Source organism: Chryseobacterium rhizoplanae (genome assembly GCF_900182655.1).
In the GTDB taxonomy this organism is placed as follows: Bacteria; Bacteroidota; Bacteroidia; order Flavobacteriales; family Weeksellaceae; genus Chryseobacterium; species Chryseobacterium rhizoplanae.
The window spans coordinates 182,329-206,317 of record NZ_FXTC01000002.1 but is presented as its reverse complement, the minus strand read 5'-3'; the positions used below and the strand labels follow the sequence as shown (position 1 = coordinate 206,317).

Genomic DNA, 23,989 nt, shown 5'->3' with positions numbered 1-23,989 from the left:
TTGTAGCCTACAAATATAATTTGTTTTACATAATTATAATAATAAATCTTATTTTTGTGCCTTAAAATTAACACTTTATAGTAATAAAAACAGTCCTCAGCGTTGAGTCTCCTGTGTTTTGATAAAGTAAAGCATTTTGCGGTTCTGTGAAGATAAGTCAGATTACATTTACCCGGTTTGTTGCCGCTATGGCAATTGTTATTTCCCATTTCAATAAAGATCTGTTTTTATATAAGATAGATTACATTTCCAATCTTTTTCTGAGAGCGAATGTAGGGGTAAGTTATTTCTTTATTCTTTCAGGGTTTATCATGATCATTGCTTATCATAAAAAGGAAAAAATTGATTATCTGGAGTTTTATAAAAACAGGTTTGCCAGAATTTATCCGCTTTATATGCTGGGACTTCTGCTGTATTTTATGACCAGATATGAAATGTTTGATTGGTATAAGCTGGTTTTATACGGATTGGGCATTCAGAGCTGGATACCGGGAGAAGCCATGATTCTTAATTTTCCGGGATGGTCTATTTCTGTTGAGTTTTTCTTTTACCTGCTTTTTCCGTTTTTATATAATTATTTCTACGCAAAGAAAAATAAAATGATCTGGGTATTTGCCATTGGACTCTGGCTGATTACTCAGGTGTTTTCAAACCTTTATCCTATGTATGGAGCGTATGAAGGGCCACATACGAAAAGCCATGAGCTTCTTTATTATTTTCCTTTCTGGCATCTTAATGAATTTCTGATCGGAAATCTGGCAGGAATATTTTTCGTGAGAAATTATAAGCAGAAAAATTACGATCGTCAGGTGATTGCGGTCTTTTTACTGATCCTCGTGTCGCTGATGTTTGTTCCGCTTTTTTACCACAACGGGTTGATGGCTTTACTGTTTGTCCCGGCAATTCTTCTGATTTCTGCTAACAATGGAAAAGTAAGTAAGCTCTTTTCACTTAAACCTCTAGAATATCTGGGAGAAATAAGTTATGGTATATACATTACTCATATTCCAGTTCTTTATCTGGTCAGAGAGTTTTTAAAGTGGCAGAACTACACGTTCAGTATTGATATTGTATTTGTAATTTACATTATTGTTATGCTGCTCAGTTCTGCAATTTTTTATCAGTGTATTGAAAAACCAATGCGTGATCTTTTGAGAAAGATTCATTTTGGTAAGCGATAAAAAAAATAAAAACTAAATATTTAGTTTGATTGTGTTGTTAGAACAAATCGTTTCTGAAATTAATATTATACAACCCCGAACGTATACTTTTATAATCCGTAAGCAGGTATTTCGTTATCATTCCCCATTTTTTGAATAGAGGAGCATTGGCGATCTGGAAACTTCTGTATACTCTTTTGATATGAAGCTTAACATCATCGGGAATGGTATTTTCATTCTCTGCCCAATGGTTAACCTCTTTCCACAATACAACTCTTGTGGAGGCCGGTTTCACTTCTCTGGAATCTATTTTGGTAATCCTGTTATTCTCATGAACTCCTCTTACGGCTACTGCCTTATCAAGAATCCCCGGATATAAATTCAGGTAGTAGGAGAGTCTGAAAAGGAATTCAGTGTCCTGATGAAGCTTTAAATGAGTTTTAAAGAAATACTCCATCTTTTTTAAAGAACTCTTACGGATGGTCAAAGCATCGATGCTGAAAAGTCCGAAAGTTCCTATCATATTAAGCTGTCCCGGAAATACATCTTTTGGAGAATGCTTTTTGTAAACTGTAGTCAGACGGTCTCCAAAGACCTTATAATACTGCTCTTTTGCTTTCTCCGAATAATAGTGAACTCCGATGGCACCATACACCCCATCTACATCTTTATTAGGAAACAGTTCTTTTTCTGCATCAAAACGGTTGGGGAGATAGTAATCATCCGCATCCAGGAAAGCAATAAAATCTCCTTCCGCTTTTTCCAGTCCTAAATTTCTGCTGGCACCTGCTCCGTGATTGCCTTTGTCAGGATGTTGAAAAAGCTTTACCCTACTATGTTTTTCAGCAAGTTCCTTACAGACCTGCAGTGCGTTGTCCGGAGACTTGTCTTCTACCAGTACCACTTCATATACCTCCTCAAACTGAAGCGCGGAATCTACGGCCTGTGAAACATATTTTTCGGCATTGTAAACGGGAATAATTACTGAAATTTTCATTGGTATCGGATTTATGCTTTTAATTTAATTTTTAAATAATTGGTTACTCTTTTCTCAACCAAATAATACAGAAGTGATGCCACTATAATGACCAGAGCAATCTTAAATAGGAAAAAGGGAAAGCTGAGGTAACCTCCAACTTTAAATCTTTTTAAAGCAATTTCTACAAAAGGATGTGACAGGTATAGTGAATAGGAAATGTCTCCCAGAAAAATAAAGGCTTTGTTTCCTTTAAACTGAAATACATAATCAAAAGTTAAGAAAGAAAATACAAACAGGGAGATAATGGCCAGCTTAACCATATCATTATCTACAGGGATAATGCTAAGCAGTACCAATGTAAATAATACGATTCCTGTTACAGAAAGTAATGCAGCCCAATTCTTTGGAATTGTAAACCTGTTTAGTAGAAGTGAAAAAAGAATTCCCACAACAAAATAAAGGTTCAGTGAATGAGTTACCATCCGAAGGTATGGACTTTCAAAATGGATAAAATATCCCAGGATTGAAGTAAGGATGAAGAAGCCTGCAATGAAATAGTATCTTTTTTCTTTAAAAAATAATGAGAGCCCGAATATGAGATAAAAGAACATCTCAAAATTTAAGGACCAGCCCAAAAAAAGCACCGGGAATTCTTTCTTTGTGGGAAGGAATAATAATGAATGGATAAGTTCATAAAGTCCTGCGCCATGAAAATACAGGAGAAAACTGCCTCCTGGTATCATTGCTGCGAAGGTCAGAAGATAATACAGCGGAACAATTCTGATCACCCTTCTTTTATAAAATAAAGTGATCTGCTGAAAAGAATCTTTACTGAAATTTATTTTTTGAGTGGTGAAAGCCATGATAAATCCACTGATAATAAAAAATACAGGAACACCGATACTACCTTTTTTAAAGAGAATATCGCCAAGATTCAGTCCGGGCAGATTTATTGTTTCACGGAAATGAAAGCAACATACCAATAAGGCTGAAATCCCTCTTAATATCTGGAGATTGTTAAGCTTCATGACTGGATGAATCTTATTTTTTAAATATCTTTTTCAAAATAAGTCCCATTACAAATGGTACTCTGGCAATATTATGCTGAAACGTCTTGAACCCGTCTATGGTAAATTTAGTATCTTCTGTCATTCCATATTCAGAAAAATCTACTTCAGGCACAGCTTTATGTTTAAAGGTAACATTCATTAAGTTGTACTGATGGATGACCTGGATATACATCTCTTTACTGTCTTCCACAGAAAAATTCGGGTAATGACGATAGCTGTTGTGCGCTCTTTCTTTTAGCATCGTTTTGAAGTTGTCTACACTTTCTGCTAAGCTTACAAACGGGTTTACTACAGCATTGTAAACATTCACTACCGCTTTACGGTCCGGAAACATGGTAAGCTGGTATCCTCTTCTTAAATCTATGACCAGGTCATGAATTGGTTTGAAATGCTCTTGTACCGTTTTTATATAGTCCTGATGAAGCATGTCATCATTATCCAGCTCACTGGTGATTACAAATTTTGTTTCAGGGGTGAAATATTGAGGGATTATTTCTACTGCTTTTGTTTTCATTACATCAAAATCTTCTACAAATACCGCTTTGAAAGTTGGGTATTCTGTTTCAATTTCTTTGATAATTTTTCTAAACTTATCCGATGTATTGGTGTCGAAAAAAGTAAGCCAGACATAGTTTTGATTGGTCTGATTTTTATAAGAAGGAAGCACGTAAGTTCTGAATAATTTGAAGCGGTCATCCAGCCATTCTTCAGTAAGAGGTTTATATCCTGAACGTGTTTCGTTCCAGCCTTTTGTAGGAACATTGAATCTTGTCATGATTACGTGTACAAATTGACTCATCTAAATAAATTTATTTTAAGTTATATAATTTACAAGGGTTTCTGCTGTGTTTCTGTTTGGCAGTACCCACTCATTTGTGTAGTTTTTATGGAAATATAGTTGTCCGAAGTACATTGAAGTTTAAGTTTAACCATCTACTTTCTTTCTGAAAAGCTTGTAGTAAAATCTTTTGAAAGAAAGATATCTTGCAACTACGGCCAGAGGAATCATTTTCTGAAATTCCTTTCTTTGCTGTATAAGCTGTGTGGTACGAACGTCTATGATATGGTAGGCCAGTTTGTCGTGTACCTCTTCACCGTAAAGTTTTTTTAAGGTTGGTAAAATTTTAAGGCGCTGCTTCATGATTTTGATCGGGTCAGCAGACATATTGTCATTGACGTCTTTTCGGTAATGGGCAAGAGCTTCATTGATCAAAAGGGCATCAGGATGATCTTTGGTGATATAAATCCACATGACCCAATCTTCACAGCTGGTAAGGGTAGTGTCAAAAAGAAAACCTTCAAGCAGTTTTTTGCCTATCAAAGCACAGTGTATCGGGATGGAAAATTTAAGATCCCAATCGTATACAATTCCTTCAAAGGTCACGAAATTTTGCTCAATATCTTTATAGCCCGGAAGATGGGTTTGATTTCTGTAGATGGTGTACTGACTTACAATCAACGGATATTCTTTGTCTCCGGAAAGGCTTTTTGAGAATTTTTCACGGTGTATCAGATCATCAGAATCCAAAAACTGTATATAATCTCCGGTTACAATTTCCAGGGCTGCATTTCTTGCAGAAGACAAACCTCCGTTTTCTTTATAAAGATATTTAAAACGGCTGTCTTTTTTTACCCATTTATCGGCTACTTCGTCAGTATTATCGGGTGATCCGTCATTGACAATGATACATTCCCAGTTTTCATAGGTCTGATCCAGTATAGACTGCAGACATTCATCTAAAAACTGAGCCTGTTTGTAGCAGGGGACAATTACGGATACTTTGGGATTCATTTTCATTTTTTATTCAATAGGTTTAATGTGTTTTTTATGCTTCATATGGTCGTAAAACCACTACTTTTTAATTGTTTTTTCTTGGCCTTAATACTATCTGAAGCTTTCTGGCCGAAGGTACAAAAATTATTTTTCCCGGTACAGAATGGTATTTTTCAGAATAGATCATGATTCTTTTTATAAATAAGATGAATAAAGTTTCTTCAGGTATTCATCGGGAGACAAACCTTCGAAAAAATCTTCTGTAAGGGTGTTGAATTCTATATTATAAAAGGAACCTTCATCCACCGTTTCATAATCTGCATTTTTGGCAAGATGATTCTCCAGCTGAGATAAAATCTCCGGTAATGAATACTGGTAAGGATAGGCCAGATTAACAATCTCATTGTTGAGGTATTGCATATACTTCCCGACAAATGATGCAATATCATCTGTACCAATCAGGATTCTTCTTGCATTGCTGTGAATGGTGAGTTTATGTTCAGATAGAATTGAGTTTTTAAGAAAGTTGATCAGCGTATTGGGATTTCCTCCACGGCCTACAGCATTTCCAACTCTGAAAATAATGAAGCTTGTACAATGCTCTGCAATTATTTTTTCAATCGCAATTTTGTGAATTACATAAGGACTGTCGGTTTTGGTGGGATCATAAATACTGCATGTGGAAAAATAGATCAGCTTTTTATCCGGATTTTGGCTAATAACCGATTTCAACAGGGATATTTCTCTTTCAAATTCCGCAGGATTCTTTTCCAGCGAATTGGAAACCCCTGATGCAAAAAAAACAACATCCTCTTTATCATAAAGTCTTACGGCGTTTGCCAGAATTCCACTACCAATTATCATATGCTTCTTTTCTCATTAGATGTTAGTTTTAAATCTTTTAAGTACACCAACAGATTTAAAGTTTTTTAAAGATTTTAAAAAGTCCGATTGTATTTCCCAGTTTTGCCCATCTTGAATTTTTCACATGATTCAATTGATTGATTGCCTGGTCATATTTCTTTTTCGGAACATAGCTTTGAAGAAAAAGATCTTCAACATTGATGTTTCTTCTTTCCGCCATTTTGATCAGGGCAACCCAGTGCCAGAACAATGCTTTTTCTGCATTTTTGGTTGTAGAGATCCCACTGTCATGGATTCTGTATAAATATAGATCTTCGTCAATATATTTTACAGGAGCGATTTCGCACATTTTCATGTACCAGTCTTTATCTTCAGCAATTTTTAAAAAAGGATCAATACCGGACGTTTTTTCATAAATCTTCTTTTTGAAAGTGACGAAATGTGAAATCTCCGCATTGAAATTATAGTAAGACTGATCCAATTCTGTGATCTGTTTTGCTTTATGAACAGAGAGAGGATTAAGATTTTCATCACAACGGACAAAATTTGAATAAACCAGGCCTGCTTCAGGATATTCGGAATGCGTTTTTAAAACAATTTCCAGAGCATGAGGAGCCAAAGCATCATCAGGGTCCAGAAAACCACATACTTCTGATTCGGCAAGATCTATTAATCTTCTTTTTGTATATCCAATTCCCCTGTTTTGGTCATTCTGATGTATTTTAAACCGGGAATCACTACCTATGATTTTTTTGATAACTTCAAGAGAATCATCGGTAGAGCCGTCATCCAGAATTACAGCTTCCCAATCAGTTTCAGTCTGCGCAACTAAACTTTGGCAGCATTTTTCAAAAAAATGGCCATTGTTATAATTGGCAATAAGTACGCTGAATTTACTCATTTCGACTGTGTTTATTCAAGATTTTTTTTAATGCATTCAGATATCCGAAACCATTTTTTCTATCTGGTTCCAGGATATTTCCTTCTGCCCATTCGTTCCAGGATTTAACAATTAAAAACTGTTCAGGATAGTCTTTCTTATTTTCAAGATATTTTGCAGCCTTTTCAACCTGCTGTTCGAATATTTCCGGGGAATTATTAGCAAGTATGATGCCTCTGTAGCCGCTTCTTGGTGTATTGTCCCAATTAGGCAGGATACACGGATAGGTAGGAACGTTGCTTTCTTCAAACTTTAAATCGTTTACAACTGCCTGTGCATCCTGAATTCTTACTTTAGGCTGTTCTTTTTTCTTAATTCCGATTAATCCTTTTATTCTGTTTTTATAATATTGAGAATGGGAGATATATTCTTTTTTGTCAATATATGGGATCCATGCTTTCTGAAAAGCATTGGAAATCTTACTGTCGTACCCCATAGATTTAAAATCCAAATCATCACGAAGCTTGTTGGATGCCATGACGTACAAGCCATCAAATCCGTTTTCTTTTGCAAGCTCTCTGAATCTGGAAATATAGTGAGGATCTCCGTCATTCAAATGGTTGGGATCATAGATAATGAGAAGAGGTTGGTTATCCACTTTTATATACCTGTGATCCTTGAAGAAAGGGAGAAGATATTCAAAATGGGCCACTAAGTCCTGCTCGTCAGGATAAACCTGTTGAGCCAGAATTTTTTCTGATAATCCGTGCCATATGCCTGACCATGTTTCATTGGCCCAGCAGAAGCAAAATGGGAAATCCGGTTTTCCTGATTTTAGAACATCGTTGGCAACACGTTCCAACAATTGTTTACCATTACCAAACCAGTAATGATAATAGATAAATCCGTGTACTCCATAGTCTTTAGCCATCTGAGCCTGCTGTTCTCTTACTTCAGGAACGCGTAGATCATAATATCCCAGTTCTCCCGGATAAATAGGTTGTTCGTGTCCCTCAAATAAAGGTTGGGCTTTTCCTACATTCGTCCATTCTGTAAAACCTTTTCCCCACCATTCGTCATTTTCTGGGACGGGGTGGTATTGAGGGAGGTAAAATGCAAGGGGTTTTATTTTTTTCATAATCGATTAAGAATAATGTTACCAACTTTTATAATAAACTTTTTGAAGATAAAGCATTGTATTGTAAGTGAACTTACCTACATTCTTCAGAATTAATTTTTCACTAAGTGTTTTATTATCAAGTTCTCTAAGGTATTTTTTATGAGCTTCAGTCAATCTGTTTTCTTTGTAAGCCTCATGAATAAGTTTTTGGATTCTCTTTTTCATTTCAGGCTGTTCTTTGTGTTTCAGGTAGATATCAAAAAATGAGACATCTAAAAAGTTTTTCTTTTTATGAGAATTCGTCGCATGCATTCTATAGCTGCATGATTTGGTGTCATCATAGATGAAGTCATATTTTTGGCTCAGTCTCAACCACATATCCCAATCTTCAAACGTTAAAGTTTCATCCCATCCTCCAATCTCTTTTATCAAAGAAGATTTGGTGACGCATGACATTGCAGGAAGAAAATTGTCTTCAAGCAATCTTTTGTAAAAATTTCCTGATTCAATACTCAGATATCTGTGGAAATAAGGGATAAAAGTATTTTGGAATCGTACTGAATTATCATCTATGATGTGAGCATTGGAAAATACCAGAGCTTCGTTAGGAGATGAATTTTCAAGAATAGTCACATGTCTTTCTATTTTATCAGGTTCCATAAGATCATCAAGAGCTATGGTAATAATATACTTACCCTTTGATATATTCAATAGTTCGTTTAACGATTTACAGATTCCTTTATTTTGAGAATGAGGAATAAACCGGATATCCAATTGGGGATTATTTTTAATCCAGTTATTGATGACTTCAACAGAATTGTCTTTAGAGCAGTCATCACAAATCAGAATCTCAATATTACTGTATTTCTGAGATTTGAAACTTTCTAAAGATTCTGTTACAAACCTTTCCTGGTTGTAACTAAGGCATAAAATTGAAACCAGAGGCAATTCTGTCATGATATTTTACTTTATTGAATTCAAGCTTTTTTATAAGAGTTAAAAAACTTTAAAATTCGTTTACAATTTCTATTACTTTTTTAATTTCTTCCTCTGTCATTACAGGGGAAATAGGTAAACTTAATACTTCTTCATGGATTTTTTCACTGATGGGGAAAGACTGATCATTCCATTCTTTATAAGCCTGCTGCTTATGGGGAGGAATAGGATAGTGTATCAGTGTTTGAATACCATTTTCTGTTAAATATTTATGAAGCTCATCGCGTTTTTCTGTTCTGATGACAAATAAGTGCCAAACATGCTCATTTACATCTGCTGGGTTTTCCGGAAGAATTATTTTTGGATTTGATATTTCTGCAATATACCTTTTTGCAATATTTTTTCTTACCGTATTTTCCTCATCAATATATTTCAACTTAACGTCCAGGACTGCAGCCTGAATTTCATCCAATCTTGAATTTAATCCCTGATAAATATTGACATATTTCTGATTAGATCCATAGTTGGCCAATGCTCTGATAACTTTTGCCAAATCATCATCATTGGTTGTAATAGCTCCTGCATCCCCTATAGCTCCCAGATTCTTTCCGGGATAGAAGCTAAAACCTGCTGCATCTCCTAAATTACCTGTTTTTTGTCCATTCCATATTGCACCGATAGCCTGAGCATTATCTTCTATTAATTTTAACTGGTGCTTGTCTGCTAAATCTTTAAGTTGATCTGAGAAAACAGTGCGCCCATAGAGATGAACAATCAGGATTCCTTTTGTTTTTGAAGTGATTTTTTCTTCAATTTTTGTGATGTCAATATTATAATTATTAATATCAGGCTCTACAAGAACAGGAATCAGGCCATTGTCTGAAATAGCAAGAATGGAGGCAATGTAAGTATTGGATGGTACAAGGATTTCATCCCCACGATCCATAATTCCCATTTCAATATATCCACGAAGAATAAGGCGTAAAGCATCTAACCCATTGGCTACACCAATAGCATGTTTAGCTCCGATATATTGAGAAAGATTACTTTCGAAAGATGAAAGCTCTTGCCCCATAAGAAACCATCCGGAACGGAAAACCTGTGAAAGTTTTGTTTCAATTTCTTCCTGATGCTTTAAATTGATTTTTTGTAAGTCTAAAAATTTAATCATCTCTTTAATTATCTTTATTTGTGTTGTTATTCAGTGTTTTGTATATTTTCTGTGATAATATATTTTTATATTGCTCCGTACCAAACAGTGTTAAGTGATTGGTATCATAGATGTATGGGTAGTTTTCTGGAGATACTTTATTAATCTTTACATTAAGAAGATCAATATATTGATCACCCAAATAGTTTTTTAAAAAGGTATTGAATTTTTCAGTCTCTTTGATTTTCTTTTCCTCTGTATACATATTGGCATTATACTTTTTCTTGATGTAATAGTATGTAGGGAAATCTATCACGTAGAAATCAGTCATGCCTATGTAAAGGGTAGGCACTTTATATTTTGAAAAATATTCTTCGGTTATTTTGAGATTATTTTTTATCTCTTTTTCAGGGTATCCCGAATAATTAGCATTAATAATGATAAGGTCTATATTTTTATAGTATTTGGGAAAATATTCCGTGAATATATAATTGAAATATTGTACAGGATTAGGATAAATACCTTTGGAATTTTCCATTGGATAGGTAGCATCAGCAGTGATCTGGATAAGATTAATATCTTTTTGATCTGCAAAGATATTATTAACTGTTTCTGAAAACATTCCTGCATGACTGTCTCCTAAAAGGACAACATTTTTTTTATCAGAAACAGGAATATCTAAATTCTGTATAATTGTTTTATAGTCCTTTTTATGGGTAAGGTGTTTTGTGTCAATTTTATATTGATCTTCAGCTTTTTTACTATACTTATAGTTTGAGGTAGTATTGATCAGATCTTTATTTTCATTTGTATAATTCTCAGCATCTACTTTTGTAATTGAGAATGAAAAAATAAATATAAGCAGACTCACTGCCAGAACTGATTTAGCCTTATTAGAATAATTTCTTTTTTCAATCCCCTCGTAGGAAAGTATAGCAAGAATAAATGAAACACATATCGCCAGAACACGATATTTCAAACTGATATCCACTTCAAAAAACAGGATCAATACATACAATGGCCAGTGATATAGATACAGGGAATAAGATATATTTCCAAGGTAGGTAACTATTTTATTTTTGTACGCTGTGAATTCATAATTCAGGCTGATAAGCAATGCTGTAAAGAATACTGGAATGATGGTGTACAACGATGGCCATGAGGATGCATGAAAAAGAAAAATAAAAGATATTATTGCTGAAAGAGAAGTCAAAGCCAAAACTAGCTTTACTTTCTTTGGAATATACTGCATTTTATCTTCCAACAGGAATGCAAGTCCACCCAACATCATTTCCCAGGCTCTGGGATAAAAAATGTAAAAAGAGAAATCAGGATCATAACTTCTATGGATTAGCATGGTAGCAAACGAAATAAAAGCTAATGCCAAAAAGGCTGCAATAAAGATGTTCTTTTTAGTGGTATATAATTTCTTTAAGAGAAGTAATATGAGTGGATAAATTAAATAGAACTGCCATTCTACGGAAAGCGACCATGAATGTAATAGAAAGTTATACTGAGATGAAGCGTCGAAGTATCCGTTGTTTAAGTAATAATAAATATTAGAAAAAAACAGGACACTGGAAAAAGCACTTCTGAAAAAATTGACAATCTGCGGTTGAAGGAAAAAGAAGATGACCAATGAGAAAGTAACAACTAACCCCAAAAGTGCGGGAATAATCCTGACAATTCTTCTTCTGTAAAAATCCCAGAGATTAAAGCTTCCTTTATCAAAAGAAGACAAAATAATTTTGGTCATTAAAAACCCTGAAATAACAAAGAATATGTCGACGCCGATAAATCCGGATTTAAACCATTGAAATTTATAATGATAGAAAAGAACAGCGAGTACAGAAAATGCCCGCAGAAAAGAAATGTCGTATCTGAAACTATTGTTTTTCAATTATTTTGCTTAATCGTTTTCGTATCCGTTTTCTTTTTTCCATTCATCAAACCCTTGTTTTTCCCAAGGTAAGCCTCTTGAAAAATTATAAGGCCATGGGTAATGTGATTTTCCTGTCTCTCTCGATTTCATTTCTCTGACATCCTTGATTTTTTTTCCAGGATTTCCAAGAATTAAAGAATAATCTTCATAATTACCCCCTACCAGTGATTGGGCTCCTACCAGACAATGTTTCCCGATTACTGTTCCCGGAAGTAAAACAGTGCCTACAGCTATCTGAGAAAAATCTCCGATGGTAGCACCTATACACACATCAGAAGGAGGAGTAGGATCATTAGTAAGTACTACATAAGGATAAATAAAAACAAAGTTTCCTATGGTAGACTTTTGACCAATATGAACATTACTGTGAAGCCAGCAGTTATTACCAAAAGTAACATGTCCCTGTATATCTGTTACCGTACCCAATCTACAGTTATTCCCGAAAACAGAATTTTCTCTTATCGTAACCCTGTGTCCTGTAGAAAAATTATTACCAAAACGGGAACCTGCATATAAGATCGTATGACTTCTTATTAATGCATTTTCACCAATTATAGTTTCAGGATTTACATAATCATCTTTAAAATAATAATCATTAAGCGGTTCTCCAATGACACAGTCATTCGCAATAATAGAATTATCACCAATAATAACGTTGTCATAAATTACGGTATTGTCGCCTATTTTTACGTTTTTGCCTATTCTGGCTTTATCGCTTATAGATACATTCTTATTATTAAATTTCATTCGGGTAATTTTTAAAATCCTGATAATTTCTGAAATAGTCATCCTCGTCGTATAGTTCGGATGCCAGGCATAATAAGACAGCGCTGTGGCTGAACTTTATATCTCTCCATACTAATTTAGGAATATATAAACCGGTATTGGGGCTGTCTAATACGAAAATCTCTTTTTTCCCATCCTTATCTTCTGTATTGAACGTAATTGTTCCTGCTACGGCAACAATGAGTTGTTGAAGGTTTTTATGGGCATGTCCTCCACGGCTGACATCCTGTGGGGTGTAATAAGTCCAATATACCCTTTTAATATCAAAAGGTACATCTTTCTGTGCTTCAGAAATAGTGATATATCCAAGTTCGGGAGAACCTATTTTGTTTAAATTTATTATGTGAGGGCCTGTCATAAAGTTGTTTTTGATAAGACGATAAAACGAATGTTATAGGCAGTTATGGTGTTTGTACTTTATATTCAAATTGAGGTCTGGTCACTCCAGGGTAAACATACATGATGTCTCCTACTTTTACATTTTCTACTTCAAATCCGATAAAATTATCAATTCCATATAGAAGTGTTTTCTGATCTTTTCCAAAATAAAGTTTGAAATAATAATTTCCTGCATTCAGGAGCCCTGTAGGAATATCAAATTCTACAGTATATTCACCTACTTTTGCATCTCCTTTTGCTGAAACAAATTTTCCAACATGGAAAATCACGAGCTCATCGTAATTTTTCAATTCAAAGGTAGTGTCAAGTGTAATATCAGGACAGTAATTATGAAAAGTAAGCTTTACATGCACCCCGGAATCTATATCTAACAAATTTCCTTTAATTGGTGAAACGGAAAATTCTTTTATTCTGATATTTTCATTACCTATAGCTTCATCAAGATTTCCATTATAAATATAGGAGCTTTCTCTTGCACTGCTTTTCTGGTATTCTATAATTGTGCTAAGAATATCACCCTGGTAATCAATCTGCCCATGAGTTAAAAGAATTCCTTTGGTGCATAATTCTTTAACAGCTGTCATATTATGGCTAACGAAAAGAATAGTTCTGCCTTCTCCTCTCGTTACATCATTCATTTTACCAAGGCATTTTTTCTGAAATTCTGCATCACCTACAGCTAAAACTTCATCTACAATAAGGATTTCAGATTCCAGATGAGCAGCAACAGCAAAAGCTAAACGCACATACATTCCTGAAGAATATCTTTTAACGGGAGTATCTATATATCGTTCAACACCTGAGAAATCTACAATTTCATCAAATTTTCTTTTGATTTCCTTTCTTGTCATTCCCAGGATGGCTCCATTAAGAAAAACATTTTCACGCCCTGTCATTTCGGGATGAAATCCTGTTCCTACTTCCAATAGAGAGGCAATTCTTCCATTGGTAGAAATATGTCCTGTTGTAGGTTTTGTAACTTTGCTTAAAACCTTTAGTAGGGTTGATTTCCCAGCTCCATTTCTTCCGATAATTCCAACAGCATCTCCTTGTTCGATTTCAAAATTAATATCGCGAAGAGACCACACATATTCAGAATCTCCTTTTGTAGTTCTATCGTTTGTTTCTCCAATTTTCAGATAAGGATCTTCTTTTCCCCTTATTTTATACCAGAATCTGTTGAGGTCATGAGAAAGGGTTCCTGTACCCACTTGTCCCAGGCGGTATTGTTTAGATATATTTTCTGCTTTTAAAGCCAGCATATTCTTAATTGATTTAAATTAATAAAAAGGTACTAGTAAATACTATACAGTATCCATAAAGCTCTTTTCAACTTTATTGAAGATCACAATTCCTATCATTAAAAGGATAAGAATAATGCCAGTACTGATTCCAAGCATAGCAGGAGAGAAATCTCCCACGCCGATCCACGCATATTTGAAACATTCAAAAATACCTGTTAACGGATTGTAATAGGCTAAATTTTTGAAGAATCCAGGCAATGAAGATACCGGATAAATTACTGGTGTAGCATACATATATAAACTTACCCCAAAACCCAAAAGCATTGCCAGATCTTTATATTTCGTAGTAAGTGAAGAAAATATCATTCCAACACCTAATGCGAAAAGTGCCATCAGAAGTATAAGAAATGGAGTTGCAAGGATCCAGATATTAGGATGAGCTTCTCCTTTATAGTAATAATATGCCCACGCCAGGATGAATAAAACAAACTGTACTCCAAATCGCATAAGATTAGAAATGACAATTGAAAGCGGGGTAACCAGTCTTGGAAAATATACTTTCCCAAAGATTCCGGCATTTCCGGTAAAAGTAGATGATGTCGCCAGTAATGAGGACGAAAAATAATTCCAAAGGGTAACGCCTGCCAGATAAAAAAGAAGAGGCGGAGCTCCATCTGTTGGAAGTTTTGCAATTCTGCCAAAAATAACAAGATATACAATGGTCGTTAGAATGGGATTGATAAAAAACCATATAGGTCCTAAAATAGTCTGCTTAAAACTGGATACAAAATCTCTTTTTACAAACATATAAACAAGATCTTTGTATCTCCAGACTTCTTTTAGCTTCAAGTCAAATAACGAATGATCTGCATCAATCGTCTCAGTCCACTTCTGTTGTGGTTCATTCATCTGTGTAAGTTTTTGCAAATTTATAATAATTAATTCTTACTGTATCTCTTTGTTTATAAATTTTCATGGTAAATAAAACTAAAAATCAACAACTAATATATTGATAATTGGCGGTATGAACAAAAACTATTGGCCATAAAGCCAATAGTCTATGATTTTTATAAATTGTATTTGTTATTTGCCGATAAGTTGTTTCAGGTACTCACCATAACCGCTTTTGCCATATTTTGCAGCAGTTTCAAGCAGTTTTTCTTCATTAATGAATTTGTTCCTGAACGCAATTTCTTCAATACATCCGATTTTAAATCCCTGTCTTTTTTCTATTACACTTACAAATTCTGAAGCGTCATGAAGAGAATCAAAAGTTCCGGTGTCCAGCCATGCAGTACCTCTGTCAAGAACAGCTACTTCAAGCTTTTCATTTTTTAAATAGACATTATTAATATCGGTGATTTCCAGTTCGCCTCTTGCAGAAGGCTTGATGTTTTTAGCAATTTCTACCACATCGTTATCATAAAAGTAAAGACCTGGTACTGCATAATTTGACTTAGGGTTTAGAGGTTTTTCTTCAATAGAAACTGCTTTTAAATCTTTATCAAATTCTACAACGCCATATCTTTCCGGGTCAGCAACATGATAGGCAAAAACAACTCCTCCATTCGGATTGGTTTTATTTTTTAGTAAAGTTCCCATTTCGGAGCCGTAGAAAATATTATCGCCCAGTACCAGGGCCGCAGAATCATTGCCGATAAACTGGTCTCCTAAAATAAATGCTTGTGCTAAACCATCAGGGCTTGGCTGTACAACGTATTCTATATTACAGCCAATTTGTGAACCATCGCCCAAAAGTTTGATAAAACCTGCCTGGTCGTGTGGTGTAGTGATAATCAGAATATCCTTGATTCCTGCTAAAAGAAGGGTAGAAAGCGGATAATAGATCATTGGTTTGTCGTAAACAGGCATCAGCTGCTTGCTCACTGCTATCGTTAGAGGGTAAAGTCTTGTTCCGGATCCCCCGGCTAATATTATTCCTTTCATTTGGTGGTGCGTATTACGCTTATTTCTTTTGTGTTATAAATTGAATTTTTTTGCTATTCAGAGGTGTGATAAAGAATGGAAATTTGCTGTAATTCATTCTTTATTTTTCTCAATAGCAGGATCTTTAGCTGTATTGTTTGCTGTAGTAATCCTGATAATTTCCTGAAGTTACATTTTCAAGCCATTCTTTGTTTTCAAGATACCAGTCGATGGTTTTCCCCAATCCTTCTTCAAAGGTTACCGACGGTTTCCAGCCTAAATCTTTATTTAGCTTTGTTGCGTCAATAGCGTAACGTTTGTCATGGCCCGGTCTGTCTTTTACAAAAGTGATCAGTTTTTCAGAATAACCTTCCGGTCTTTCCAGCTTAGCATCCATCTGTTTGATCAGCTCTTTTACAAGATCAATATTCTGCCATTCATTGAATCCTCCGATATTGTAAGTCTCACCGGTTTTTGCTTCCTTAAAGATCTGATGAATCGCTTTGGCGTGATCAATGACAAATAACCAGTCTCTGGTATACTTGCCGTCACCATAAATAGGAAGAGGTTTTTCGTTGATAATATTTGAAATACAAAGAGGAATCAGTTTTTCAGGGAAATGATTTGGTCCATAATTGTTTGAACAATTAGATACGATAAACGGCATTCCATATGTATTTCCATAAGCTCTTACCAGGTGGTCAGAAGCTGCTTTTGAAGCGGAATATGGAGATTGAGGATCGTATGACGTCGTTTCTAGAAAGAATCCTGTTTCCCCTAAACTTCCATATACTTCATCAGTAGAAATATGGTAAAAAAGGTTGGTTCTCTTTTCATTTGGGAATCTGCCATGAGTGTGGTCAGGGTTTAATGTCCAAAACTCTTTACAAAGATTCAAAAGATTAGCTGTTCCGTTTACGTTAGTGTTAATAAACGCCATAGGGTCAGTTATACTTCTGTCTACATGACTTTCTGCTGCCAGGTGTACTACAGCATCAGGATTGTATTTTTCAAAAACTTTTCTAAGTTCTTCAGGCTGGGTGATGTCTGCTTTCTCGAAAACATAATTAGGTTCATTTTCTATGTCCTTTAAGTTTTCCAGATTTCCGGCGTAGGTAAGAGCATCAAGGTTGATGATCGTAATGTCCGGATTGTTTTTTACAAACTCTCTTACAACATGAGAGCCGATGAAGCCGGCACCTCCTGTAATGATAATGTTTTTCATTGATTTATTTTGAGATGGTCTTTCTTCCTATGCTTTTATAATGAAATCCATTTTGTTCAGGGATTTCCAGCGGATACATATTTCTGCCGTCAAAAATGACTTTGTTTTTCATTTTTTTAGCCATAAGTTCAAAATTTGGATTTTTGAACTCCGGCCATTCTGTAGCAATAAATAATGCATCAACATCTTCCAGTGCATCATACATTCCTTTGGCATATTGTATTTTACTGCCAAGGAGTTTCTGAACATTGCTTTCGGCAACAGCGTCATATGCTATGATTTCTGCTCCTTTTTCTAATAAAAGAGCAATATTATCTAAAGATGAAGCTTCTCTGATGTCATCTGTATTGGCTTTAAAGGCAAGTCCCCACATGGCAATTTTCTTTCCTTTTATATTGCCGCCGAAATACTTCTCTATTTCCGAGACTAAAATTACTTTTTGAGCGGTATTTACATTTTCAGTAGCTTCAAGAATCTGAAAGTTAAAATCTTCCTGCTTACCAGATTTTATAAGAGCTTTTACATCTTTAGGAAAACAGCTTCCTCCATATCCGATTCCCGGGAACAAGAATCTGTGCCCTATTCTGTCATCACTACCCATTCCCAGTCTTACTTTATCAACATCTGCACCTACTTTTTCGCAGTAGTTGGCAATTTCGTTCATAAAAGTGATCTTTACCGCTAAAAATGAGTTCGCAGCATATTTTGTAAGCTCCGATGACTTTTCATCCATAAAGATGATTGGAATTCCTGTATTGGTAAAAGGCTGGTAAATTTTAGACATGATGTCTTTTGCTCTTTCTGAGCTGGCGCCTACAACTACTCTTGAGGGATTCATAGAGTCTTCAACGGCAAAACCTTCTCTTAAAAATTCAGGATTTGAAACGACATCAAAAGGGAGATTCGTTTTGGAAGAGATGGTTTCTCTTACCCTGTCCGCAGTTCCTACGGGAACAGTGCTTTTATTGACAACAACTTTGTATTCCGTCATCATTTCACCAATATTATTGGCTACCTGAAGTACATAAGATAAATCTGCAGAGCCGTCTTCTCCCGGAGGAGTTGGTAATGCAAGATATATGACTTCGCTTTTGTCTAAGGCTTCTTTAAGATCGGTAGTGAAAAATAATCTTTCAGACTGGATGTTTCTTAAAAACATTTCTTCAAGGTTCGGCTCATAGATGGGAACAATGCCGTTTTTCAAACCTTTTACTTTTTTTTCATCAATATCAACACAGTATACTGAATTACCAAGTTCTGCCAGAGTAGTTCCTGTAACTAACCCTACATAACCTGTTCCTACAATCGTTATGTTCAAAATGTTTGTTTTAAAATTCTAAAGACAAAAGTAATAAAAATCCTGTGACATATTCCTTTAATTTATTGTAAATGAATCTGGCGCTATTTGCTTGATACTTAAGATAATTTTGTGTTTTTGGAAAAAATGCTTATATTTGCAATGGATTTACGGGAAAAAATGGGAAGGCTTCGGAAGAAAGCCTTTTTTCGTACTGTAAATCAAGATAAAATTATATGGAGTTTAGAAAAAGAATTGACGAATTATTAAATGAATTCCTTGAGACCAGAAAAGATCTTTTTCTTATTGATCTTAAAATTTCTGCGGGGGATGATATTACAGTGATTTTAGATGGTGATAACGGAGTTTCGCTGCAGGACTGTCTTGATGCAAGCCGTGCAATAGAATTCAATATGGATCGTGAAGAGCATGACTTCAGCCTTCAGGTGATGTCTGCCGGATTGAGCGAGCCATTATCCACACCAAGACAGTTCGGTAAAAACATTGGAAGAGAGATTGAGGTGATGCTGGAAGATTCTTCTAAAATAGAAGGAGAATTGTCAAAAGTAGATGATGAAAAGATCACACTTACTTTGCGTTACCGTAAGCCGAAAGATATCGGAAAAGGAAAAGTAGATGTAGAAGAGGAGAAAGAGATTTCTTACTCTGACATCAAGAAAGCATTAGTAGTAATTAAATTTTAAAAAGAAAAAAGAATAGATGGATAATATAGCGTTGATTGAATCCTTTGGTGATTTTAAAGACGAAAAGGGGATCAGTAAAATTGATCTTATGGCAATTATTGAAGATTCTCTGAAGACTCTTTTGAGAAAAAGATTTGACTCAGATGATCATTTTGATGTGATTGTAAACCCGGATAAAGGAGATTTTCAGATATTTTTAAATAAAACAATTGTTGAGGACGAAATGTCTGAAGATGATGATTTGGAAATTGAAATTTCTGAAGCAAAGAAGATTGACCCTACTTTCGAAGTAGGTGAGGACTTTACAATGGAAATTCCTGTTGCTCAATTGGGAAGAAGAAATATTCTTACCCTTAAGCAGATCCTGGCTACAAAACTTCAGGAGCACAATAATGCAATGCTGTACGAGCAGTTTAGAGATAAAATTGGAGAAATAGTTGTAGGAGAAATCCACCATATCCGTCACAAGCACGTAATTCTGCTGGATGATGAAGGAAATGAATTTATTTTACCAAAAGAAAACCAGATCCCATCCGATTTCTTTAAAAAGGGTGAGAATATCAGAGCTATTGTTGAAACAGTAGACTTTAAAGGTTCTAAACCACAGATTATTATTTCCAGAACTGCGCCTAAATTCCTTGAGAAATTATTAGAGCTGGAAATTCCTGAAATCCAGGACGGAACAATTATGCTGAAAAAGGTAGTAAGAATTCCTGGTGAAAAGGCGAAGATTGCAGTAGATGCTTATGATGACAGAATTGATCCGGTAGGTGCCTGTGTAGGTGTTAAGGGGTCCAGAATTCATGGGGTTGTAAGAGAGTTGAGAAATGAAAACATCGATGTTATTCAGTGGTCTAAAAACCCTGAGATTTTGGTGAAGAGAGCTTTAGGAAACGTTACGGTCAATAAAATTGACATCAATGAGGATCAAAATTATGCATTAGTATATACTCCTGTTGAAGAGATTTCTAAAGTAATTGGAAAACAAGGACAGAATATTAGACTGGCTTCTTGGTTGTCAGGATATGAAATTGATGTATACAGAGAGTCCAGCGAGGATGACGATGTTGAATTGAGAGAATTTAATGACGATATCGAGCAGTGGATTTTGGATGAGTTTAAGAAAGTAGGACTTACAACTGCAAAATCAGTATTGGATAAAGAAACTGAAAGTCTTTTAAATATGGTAGACCTTGAAGAAGAAACAATCGAAGAGGTAAAACGTATTTTAAGAGAAGAATTTGAAGATTAAGATTTAAATAAATCTTAATAAACAGTAAAAAGGAAATACTTTAATTTTAAAAATTAAAAAACAGTAAATAATATAGATGCCAAAAATTAGATTAAATAAAGCGGTTAAGGAATTCAACATTTCGATGTCCAGATTAGTAGAGTTTTTACAATCAAAGGGTATTGAAGTTGAAAGCAATCCTAACGCTCAATTGGAAGAATCGGCATATTCTGCATTGGAGGCTGAGTTTGCTAAAGACGGCGAACAAAGAAAGGCTTCCCATGAGGTGGTGATCACTAAAGTTCCGGAAGAAAAACTGGAAATTGAAGAAAAGAAAACCCCTGAAGTGATAAGAGCTAAAGCAAATAAACCAGAAACTAGAATTTTAGGTAAAATTGATCTAGAACCTAAGAAGCCTGAAGTTGAAGAAGCTCCTGCAGCTCCTGTGGCTCCTGTTGCAACACCGGTTGAAGAAAAGAAAGAAGAAATTGTGAAAGAAGAACAGCCGGAAGTGAAAGCAGCTCCTGAAAAGCAGGAATTCAAAGTTTTGGATAAAATTGATTTGTCTCAAATAGAATCTAGAAACAGACCTGTGAAAAAAGACAAGCCAAAAATGGAGGAGAAAAAAGAAGAAGTGAAACCTGTGGAACCAGTAAAAGAAACTCCAAAACCAGCTGTTGTAGAGGAGAAAAAAGTGGAAACTCCAAAAGCAGAGGCTGAACCTGAATCTCAGGAACCTCAGAAAATTGAGACAGTTTATCAAAAACTTGACGGTCCTAAGATCGTTGGAGAAAAGATTGACTTGACTCAATTTGCACCAAAACCAGGTGCAGGGGCAAAAAAGAAAAGAAAGAGAATTGAAAAACCTGGTGGCCAGAATAACCAACAAGGTCAGGGGAATAATCAAAACTCAGGAAATAATAATAACCAAGGTGGACAAGGTCAAGGCCAAGGAAACCGTCCGCATAATAACAATGGTGGACAAGGCGGAAACCGTCAAGGTCAGGGAGGACAAGGAAATCGTCCTCAAGGCCAGGGCGGCCAGGGTCAGGGCGGAAACCGTTTTGGAAACAACCAAGGTGGTGGAAACCGTCAGGGGCAAGGTGGCGGTGGCTTCAAAAAAGGAGGCCAGAACAACAACAGACCTGGACAAAGAGTTATGCCAGTTGAGCTGACTGACGAGCAAGTTAAAAACCAGATCAAAGAAACATTAGAAAAGCTTACTAATAAAGGAGGTAAATCTAAATCTGCAAAACACAGAAAAGACAAAAGAACTTTCCGTAGAGAGCAGGATGAGCGTCAGCAAGAGCTTGAGGCACAAGACAGAACTCTTAAAGTAACAGAATTCATCACTGTAGGTGAATTGGCAAGTTTGATGAATGTTTCTCCAACTGAAGTAATTTCTGCTTGTTTCTCACTAGGGGTAATGGTTACCATGAACCAAAGACTTGAAGCTGATACTTTATTATTAGTAGCAGATGAGTTTGGTTATAAAATTGAATTCTCGGATGCTGACCTTGAAGAAGGCGATAGCGAAGATGAAATCGACAGCGAAGAAAGCTTAGTGTCAAGAGCACCGGTAGTTACTGTAATGGGACACGTTGACCACGGTAAAACTTCATTATTGGATTATGTTAGAAAAACTAACGTAATTGCAGGTGAATCCGGAGGTATTACACAGCACATTGGTGCTTATAACGTGAAACTGGAAAACGGTCAGAGAATTACATTCTTAGATACTCCTGGTCACGAAGCCTTTACAGCAATGAGAGCGAGAGGTGCACAGATCACGGATATTGCGATTATTGTAATTGCTGCCGATGATGATGTAATGCCACAAACGAAAGAAGCAATTGCTCACGCACAGGCTGCACAGGTACCAATGATTATTGCAATCAATAAAGTTGATAAACCAAATGCAAATCCTGATAACATCCGTCAACAGCTTTCAGGCTTAAACCCACCGGTTTTAGTTGAAGAATGGGGAGGAAATGTTCAGGCGCAGGAAATTTCAGCTAAGTTTGGTAATAATGTAGATGTATTATTGGAGAAAGTTTTATTACAAGCTGAAATGCTTGAATTAAAAGCGAATCCTGATCGTTCAGCAAACGGTGTTGTTATTGAAGCGTCTTTAGATAAAGGTAGAGGTTATGTTGCTACAATGTTAGTACAAACCGGAACCTTAAGAGTTGGAGACTATGTAGTAGCTGGTAAAAATCATGGTAAAGTAAAAGCTTTACTTGATGAAAGAGGGAAAAACCTTGCGGAAGCGGGGCCTTCAATTCCTGCAACAATCTTAGGTTTAGATGGAGCGCCAACAGCTGGTGATAAGTTCCGTGTATATGCTGACGAAAGTGAAGGTAAGGCTATTGCAAACAAGAGAGAACAGCTTCAGAGAGAACTTTCTATCAGAACGAAAAAACATACAACACTTGAAGAATTAGGTAGACGTATTGCTTTAGGAGAGTTCAAAGAATTGAATATTATTCTTAAAGGTGACGTGGATGGTTCTGTGGAAGCACTTTCTGATCAGTTACAAAGATTGTCAACAGAGGAAATCAGCGTGAAAATTCTTCACTCAGGTGTAGGACAGATCACAGAATCTGATATCAATTTAGCAGCGGCGTCAGATGCAATTATCATTGGATTCAATGTGAGAGCAGGTGCTAATGCAAAAGAACTTGCAGACCGTGAGGAAATTGAAATCAGAACATACTCTGTAATCTATAAAGCTATAGACGAGGTAAAAGAAGCAATGGAAGGAATGCTTTCTCCGGAAATTCAGGAGCAGGTAATTGGTAATGTTGAAATCCGTGAGGTATTCAAGATTTCTAAAGTTGGTTCAATTGCCGGATGTATGGTTCTTACCGGAAAAGTTACAAGACAATCGAAAGTACGTCTGTTAAGAGATGGTATTGTTAAATTTGACGGTGAACTTGAAAGCTTGAAGCGTTTCAAAGACGATGTTAAAGAAGTCACAAAAGGCTACGAATGTGGTCTGAACTTGAAAGGTTACAATGATATCGAAATCGGTGATATTCTTGAAGTTTATGAAGAGGTAGCAGTTAAGAAGAAATTGAAATAATAGGTGATATTAGTCTGAAACTAATAATTACAAATATCAAAAAATCCATCTCACTTTTGAGGTGGATTTTTTTGTTACTGGTGTTTTAAAGGTTTATTAATGATGATGGTTTTTGAACATAAAAAATAAAGTTAATAATATCAAATTGCCTTAATTAAAACATTGAAAACTACCAGCAAAATGCTGAAGATACCTCTAATATTTGATGTACGCTGAA

Annotated in this window: 21 protein-coding genes; 4 read left to right on the top strand and 17 right to left on the bottom strand. The window is 35.5% G+C overall.

All coding sequences use genetic code 11. The features are described 5' to 3' along the window. The first annotated feature begins 146 nt into the window (after nt 1-146). Nucleotides 147-1,181 carry an acyltransferase family protein gene (locus FN817_RS06210; RefSeq protein WP_142717187.1) on the top strand — a complete coding sequence of 345 codons (1,035 nt, stop codon included), beginning with the start codon at nt 147-149 and terminating at the stop codon, nt 1,179-1,181. Between the two features lie 37 nt (nt 1,182-1,218). Here FN817_RS06210 and FN817_RS06205 read toward each other — a convergent pair whose 3' ends face one another. The 17 genes from FN817_RS06205 to FN817_RS06125 form a co-directional block, all read right to left on the bottom strand. Next, on the bottom strand, nt 1,219-2,157 hold the full coding sequence (locus FN817_RS06205; RefSeq protein ID WP_142717186.1) for a glycosyltransferase family 2 protein: 939 nt from the start codon (nt 2,155-2,157) through the stop codon (nt 1,219-1,221). A gap of 11 nt (nt 2,158-2,168) precedes the next feature. Continuing rightward, entirely contained in the window at nt 2,169-3,167 is a 999-nt protein-coding gene (locus FN817_RS06200) for an acyltransferase family protein (RefSeq protein WP_142717185.1), read from the bottom strand. Nucleotides 3,168-3,180: 13 nt separating this feature from the next. Further along, nucleotides 3,181-4,008: a glycosyltransferase gene (locus FN817_RS06195; RefSeq protein WP_142717184.1), complete on the bottom strand. Its 828-nt coding sequence runs from the start codon at nt 4,006-4,008 to the stop codon at nt 3,181-3,183. Nucleotides 4,009-4,134: 126 nt separating this feature from the next. Beyond that, nucleotides 4,135-5,001, bottom strand: a complete 867-nt coding sequence (locus tag FN817_RS06190) for a glycosyltransferase family 2 protein (RefSeq protein WP_142717183.1) — start codon at nt 4,999-5,001, stop codon at nt 4,135-4,137. A 177-nt stretch (nt 5,002-5,178) separates the two neighbouring features. Next, entirely contained in the window at nt 5,179-5,847 is a 669-nt protein-coding gene (locus tag FN817_RS06185) for an NAD-dependent epimerase/dehydratase family protein (protein WP_142717182.1), read from the bottom strand. A gap of 55 nt (nt 5,848-5,902) precedes the next feature. Further along, a complete protein-coding gene (locus tag FN817_RS06180) occupies nt 5,903-6,748 on the bottom strand; it encodes a glycosyltransferase family 2 protein (protein ID WP_142717181.1) in 846 nt (281 codons plus the stop codon). Beyond that, nucleotides 6,741-7,865, bottom strand: coding sequence for a glycosyltransferase WbsX family protein (locus FN817_RS06175; protein ID WP_142717180.1), 1,125 nt, complete (start codon nt 7,863-7,865; stop codon nt 6,741-6,743). Before FN817_RS06175 ends, FN817_RS06180 begins: the two co-directional genes overlap by 8 nt. 18 nt (nt 7,866-7,883) lie before the next feature. Next, nucleotides 7,884-8,804, bottom strand: a complete 921-nt coding sequence (locus tag FN817_RS06170) for a glycosyltransferase (protein WP_142717179.1) — start codon at nt 8,802-8,804, stop codon at nt 7,884-7,886. A 49-nt stretch (nt 8,805-8,853) separates the two neighbouring features. After that, a complete protein-coding gene (locus FN817_RS06165) occupies nt 8,854-9,954 on the bottom strand; it encodes a DegT/DnrJ/EryC1/StrS family aminotransferase (RefSeq protein ID WP_142717178.1) in 1,101 nt (366 codons plus the stop codon). Nucleotides 9,955-9,958: 4 nt separating this feature from the next. Further along, nucleotides 9,959-11,833: an acyltransferase family protein gene (locus FN817_RS06160; protein ID WP_142717177.1), complete on the bottom strand. Its 1,875-nt coding sequence runs from the start codon at nt 11,831-11,833 to the stop codon at nt 9,959-9,961. A 9-nt stretch (nt 11,834-11,842) separates the two neighbouring features. Continuing rightward, on the bottom strand, nt 11,843-12,622 hold the full coding sequence (locus tag FN817_RS06155; protein WP_142717176.1) for an acyltransferase: 780 nt from the start codon (nt 12,620-12,622) through the stop codon (nt 11,843-11,845). Beyond that, nucleotides 12,612-13,019, bottom strand: coding sequence for a sugar 3,4-ketoisomerase (locus FN817_RS06150; RefSeq protein WP_142717175.1), 408 nt, complete (start codon nt 13,017-13,019; stop codon nt 12,612-12,614). Before FN817_RS06150 ends, FN817_RS06155 begins: the two co-directional genes overlap by 11 nt. 43 nt (nt 13,020-13,062) lie before the next feature. Beyond that, a complete protein-coding gene (locus tag FN817_RS06145) occupies nt 13,063-14,322 on the bottom strand; it encodes an ABC transporter ATP-binding protein (protein ID WP_142717174.1) in 1,260 nt (419 codons plus the stop codon). Nucleotides 14,323-14,364: 42 nt separating this feature from the next. Further along, on the bottom strand, nt 14,365-15,213 hold the full coding sequence (locus FN817_RS06140) for an ABC transporter permease (RefSeq protein ID WP_142717173.1): 849 nt from the start codon (nt 15,211-15,213) through the stop codon (nt 14,365-14,367). 174 nt (nt 15,214-15,387) lie between these two features. Then, nucleotides 15,388-16,251 carry a glucose-1-phosphate thymidylyltransferase RfbA gene (gene rfbA / locus FN817_RS06135; RefSeq protein ID WP_047422318.1) on the bottom strand — a complete coding sequence of 288 codons (864 nt, stop codon included), beginning with the start codon at nt 16,249-16,251 and terminating at the stop codon, nt 15,388-15,390. Nucleotides 16,252-16,375: 124 nt separating this feature from the next. Further along, nucleotides 16,376-17,455: a dTDP-glucose 4,6-dehydratase gene (gene rfbB / locus FN817_RS06130; RefSeq protein ID WP_142717172.1), complete on the bottom strand. Its 1,080-nt coding sequence runs from the start codon at nt 17,453-17,455 to the stop codon at nt 16,376-16,378. 4 nt (nt 17,456-17,459) lie between these two features. Next, a complete protein-coding gene (locus FN817_RS06125; protein ID WP_142717171.1) occupies nt 17,460-18,773 on the bottom strand; it encodes a UDP-glucose dehydrogenase family protein in 1,314 nt (437 codons plus the stop codon). Between the two features lie 215 nt (nt 18,774-18,988). Between FN817_RS06125 and rimP the strand changes: the two genes are divergently transcribed. From rimP to infB, 3 genes are all read left to right on the top strand, one after another. Then, on the top strand, nt 18,989-19,456 hold the full coding sequence (gene rimP, locus FN817_RS06120) for a ribosome assembly cofactor RimP (RefSeq protein ID WP_142717170.1): 468 nt from the start codon (nt 18,989-18,991) through the stop codon (nt 19,454-19,456). A 16-nt stretch (nt 19,457-19,472) separates the two neighbouring features. Beyond that, complete coding sequence (gene nusA / locus FN817_RS06115) at nt 19,473-20,708, top strand: transcription termination factor NusA (protein ID WP_047097519.1); 1,236 nt, start codon at nt 19,473-19,475, stop codon at nt 20,706-20,708. Between the two features lie 76 nt (nt 20,709-20,784). Beyond that, entirely contained in the window at nt 20,785-23,772 is a 2,988-nt protein-coding gene (infB, locus tag FN817_RS06110; protein WP_142717169.1) for a translation initiation factor IF-2, read from the top strand. The last annotated feature ends 217 nt before the right edge of the window (nt 23,773-23,989 follow it).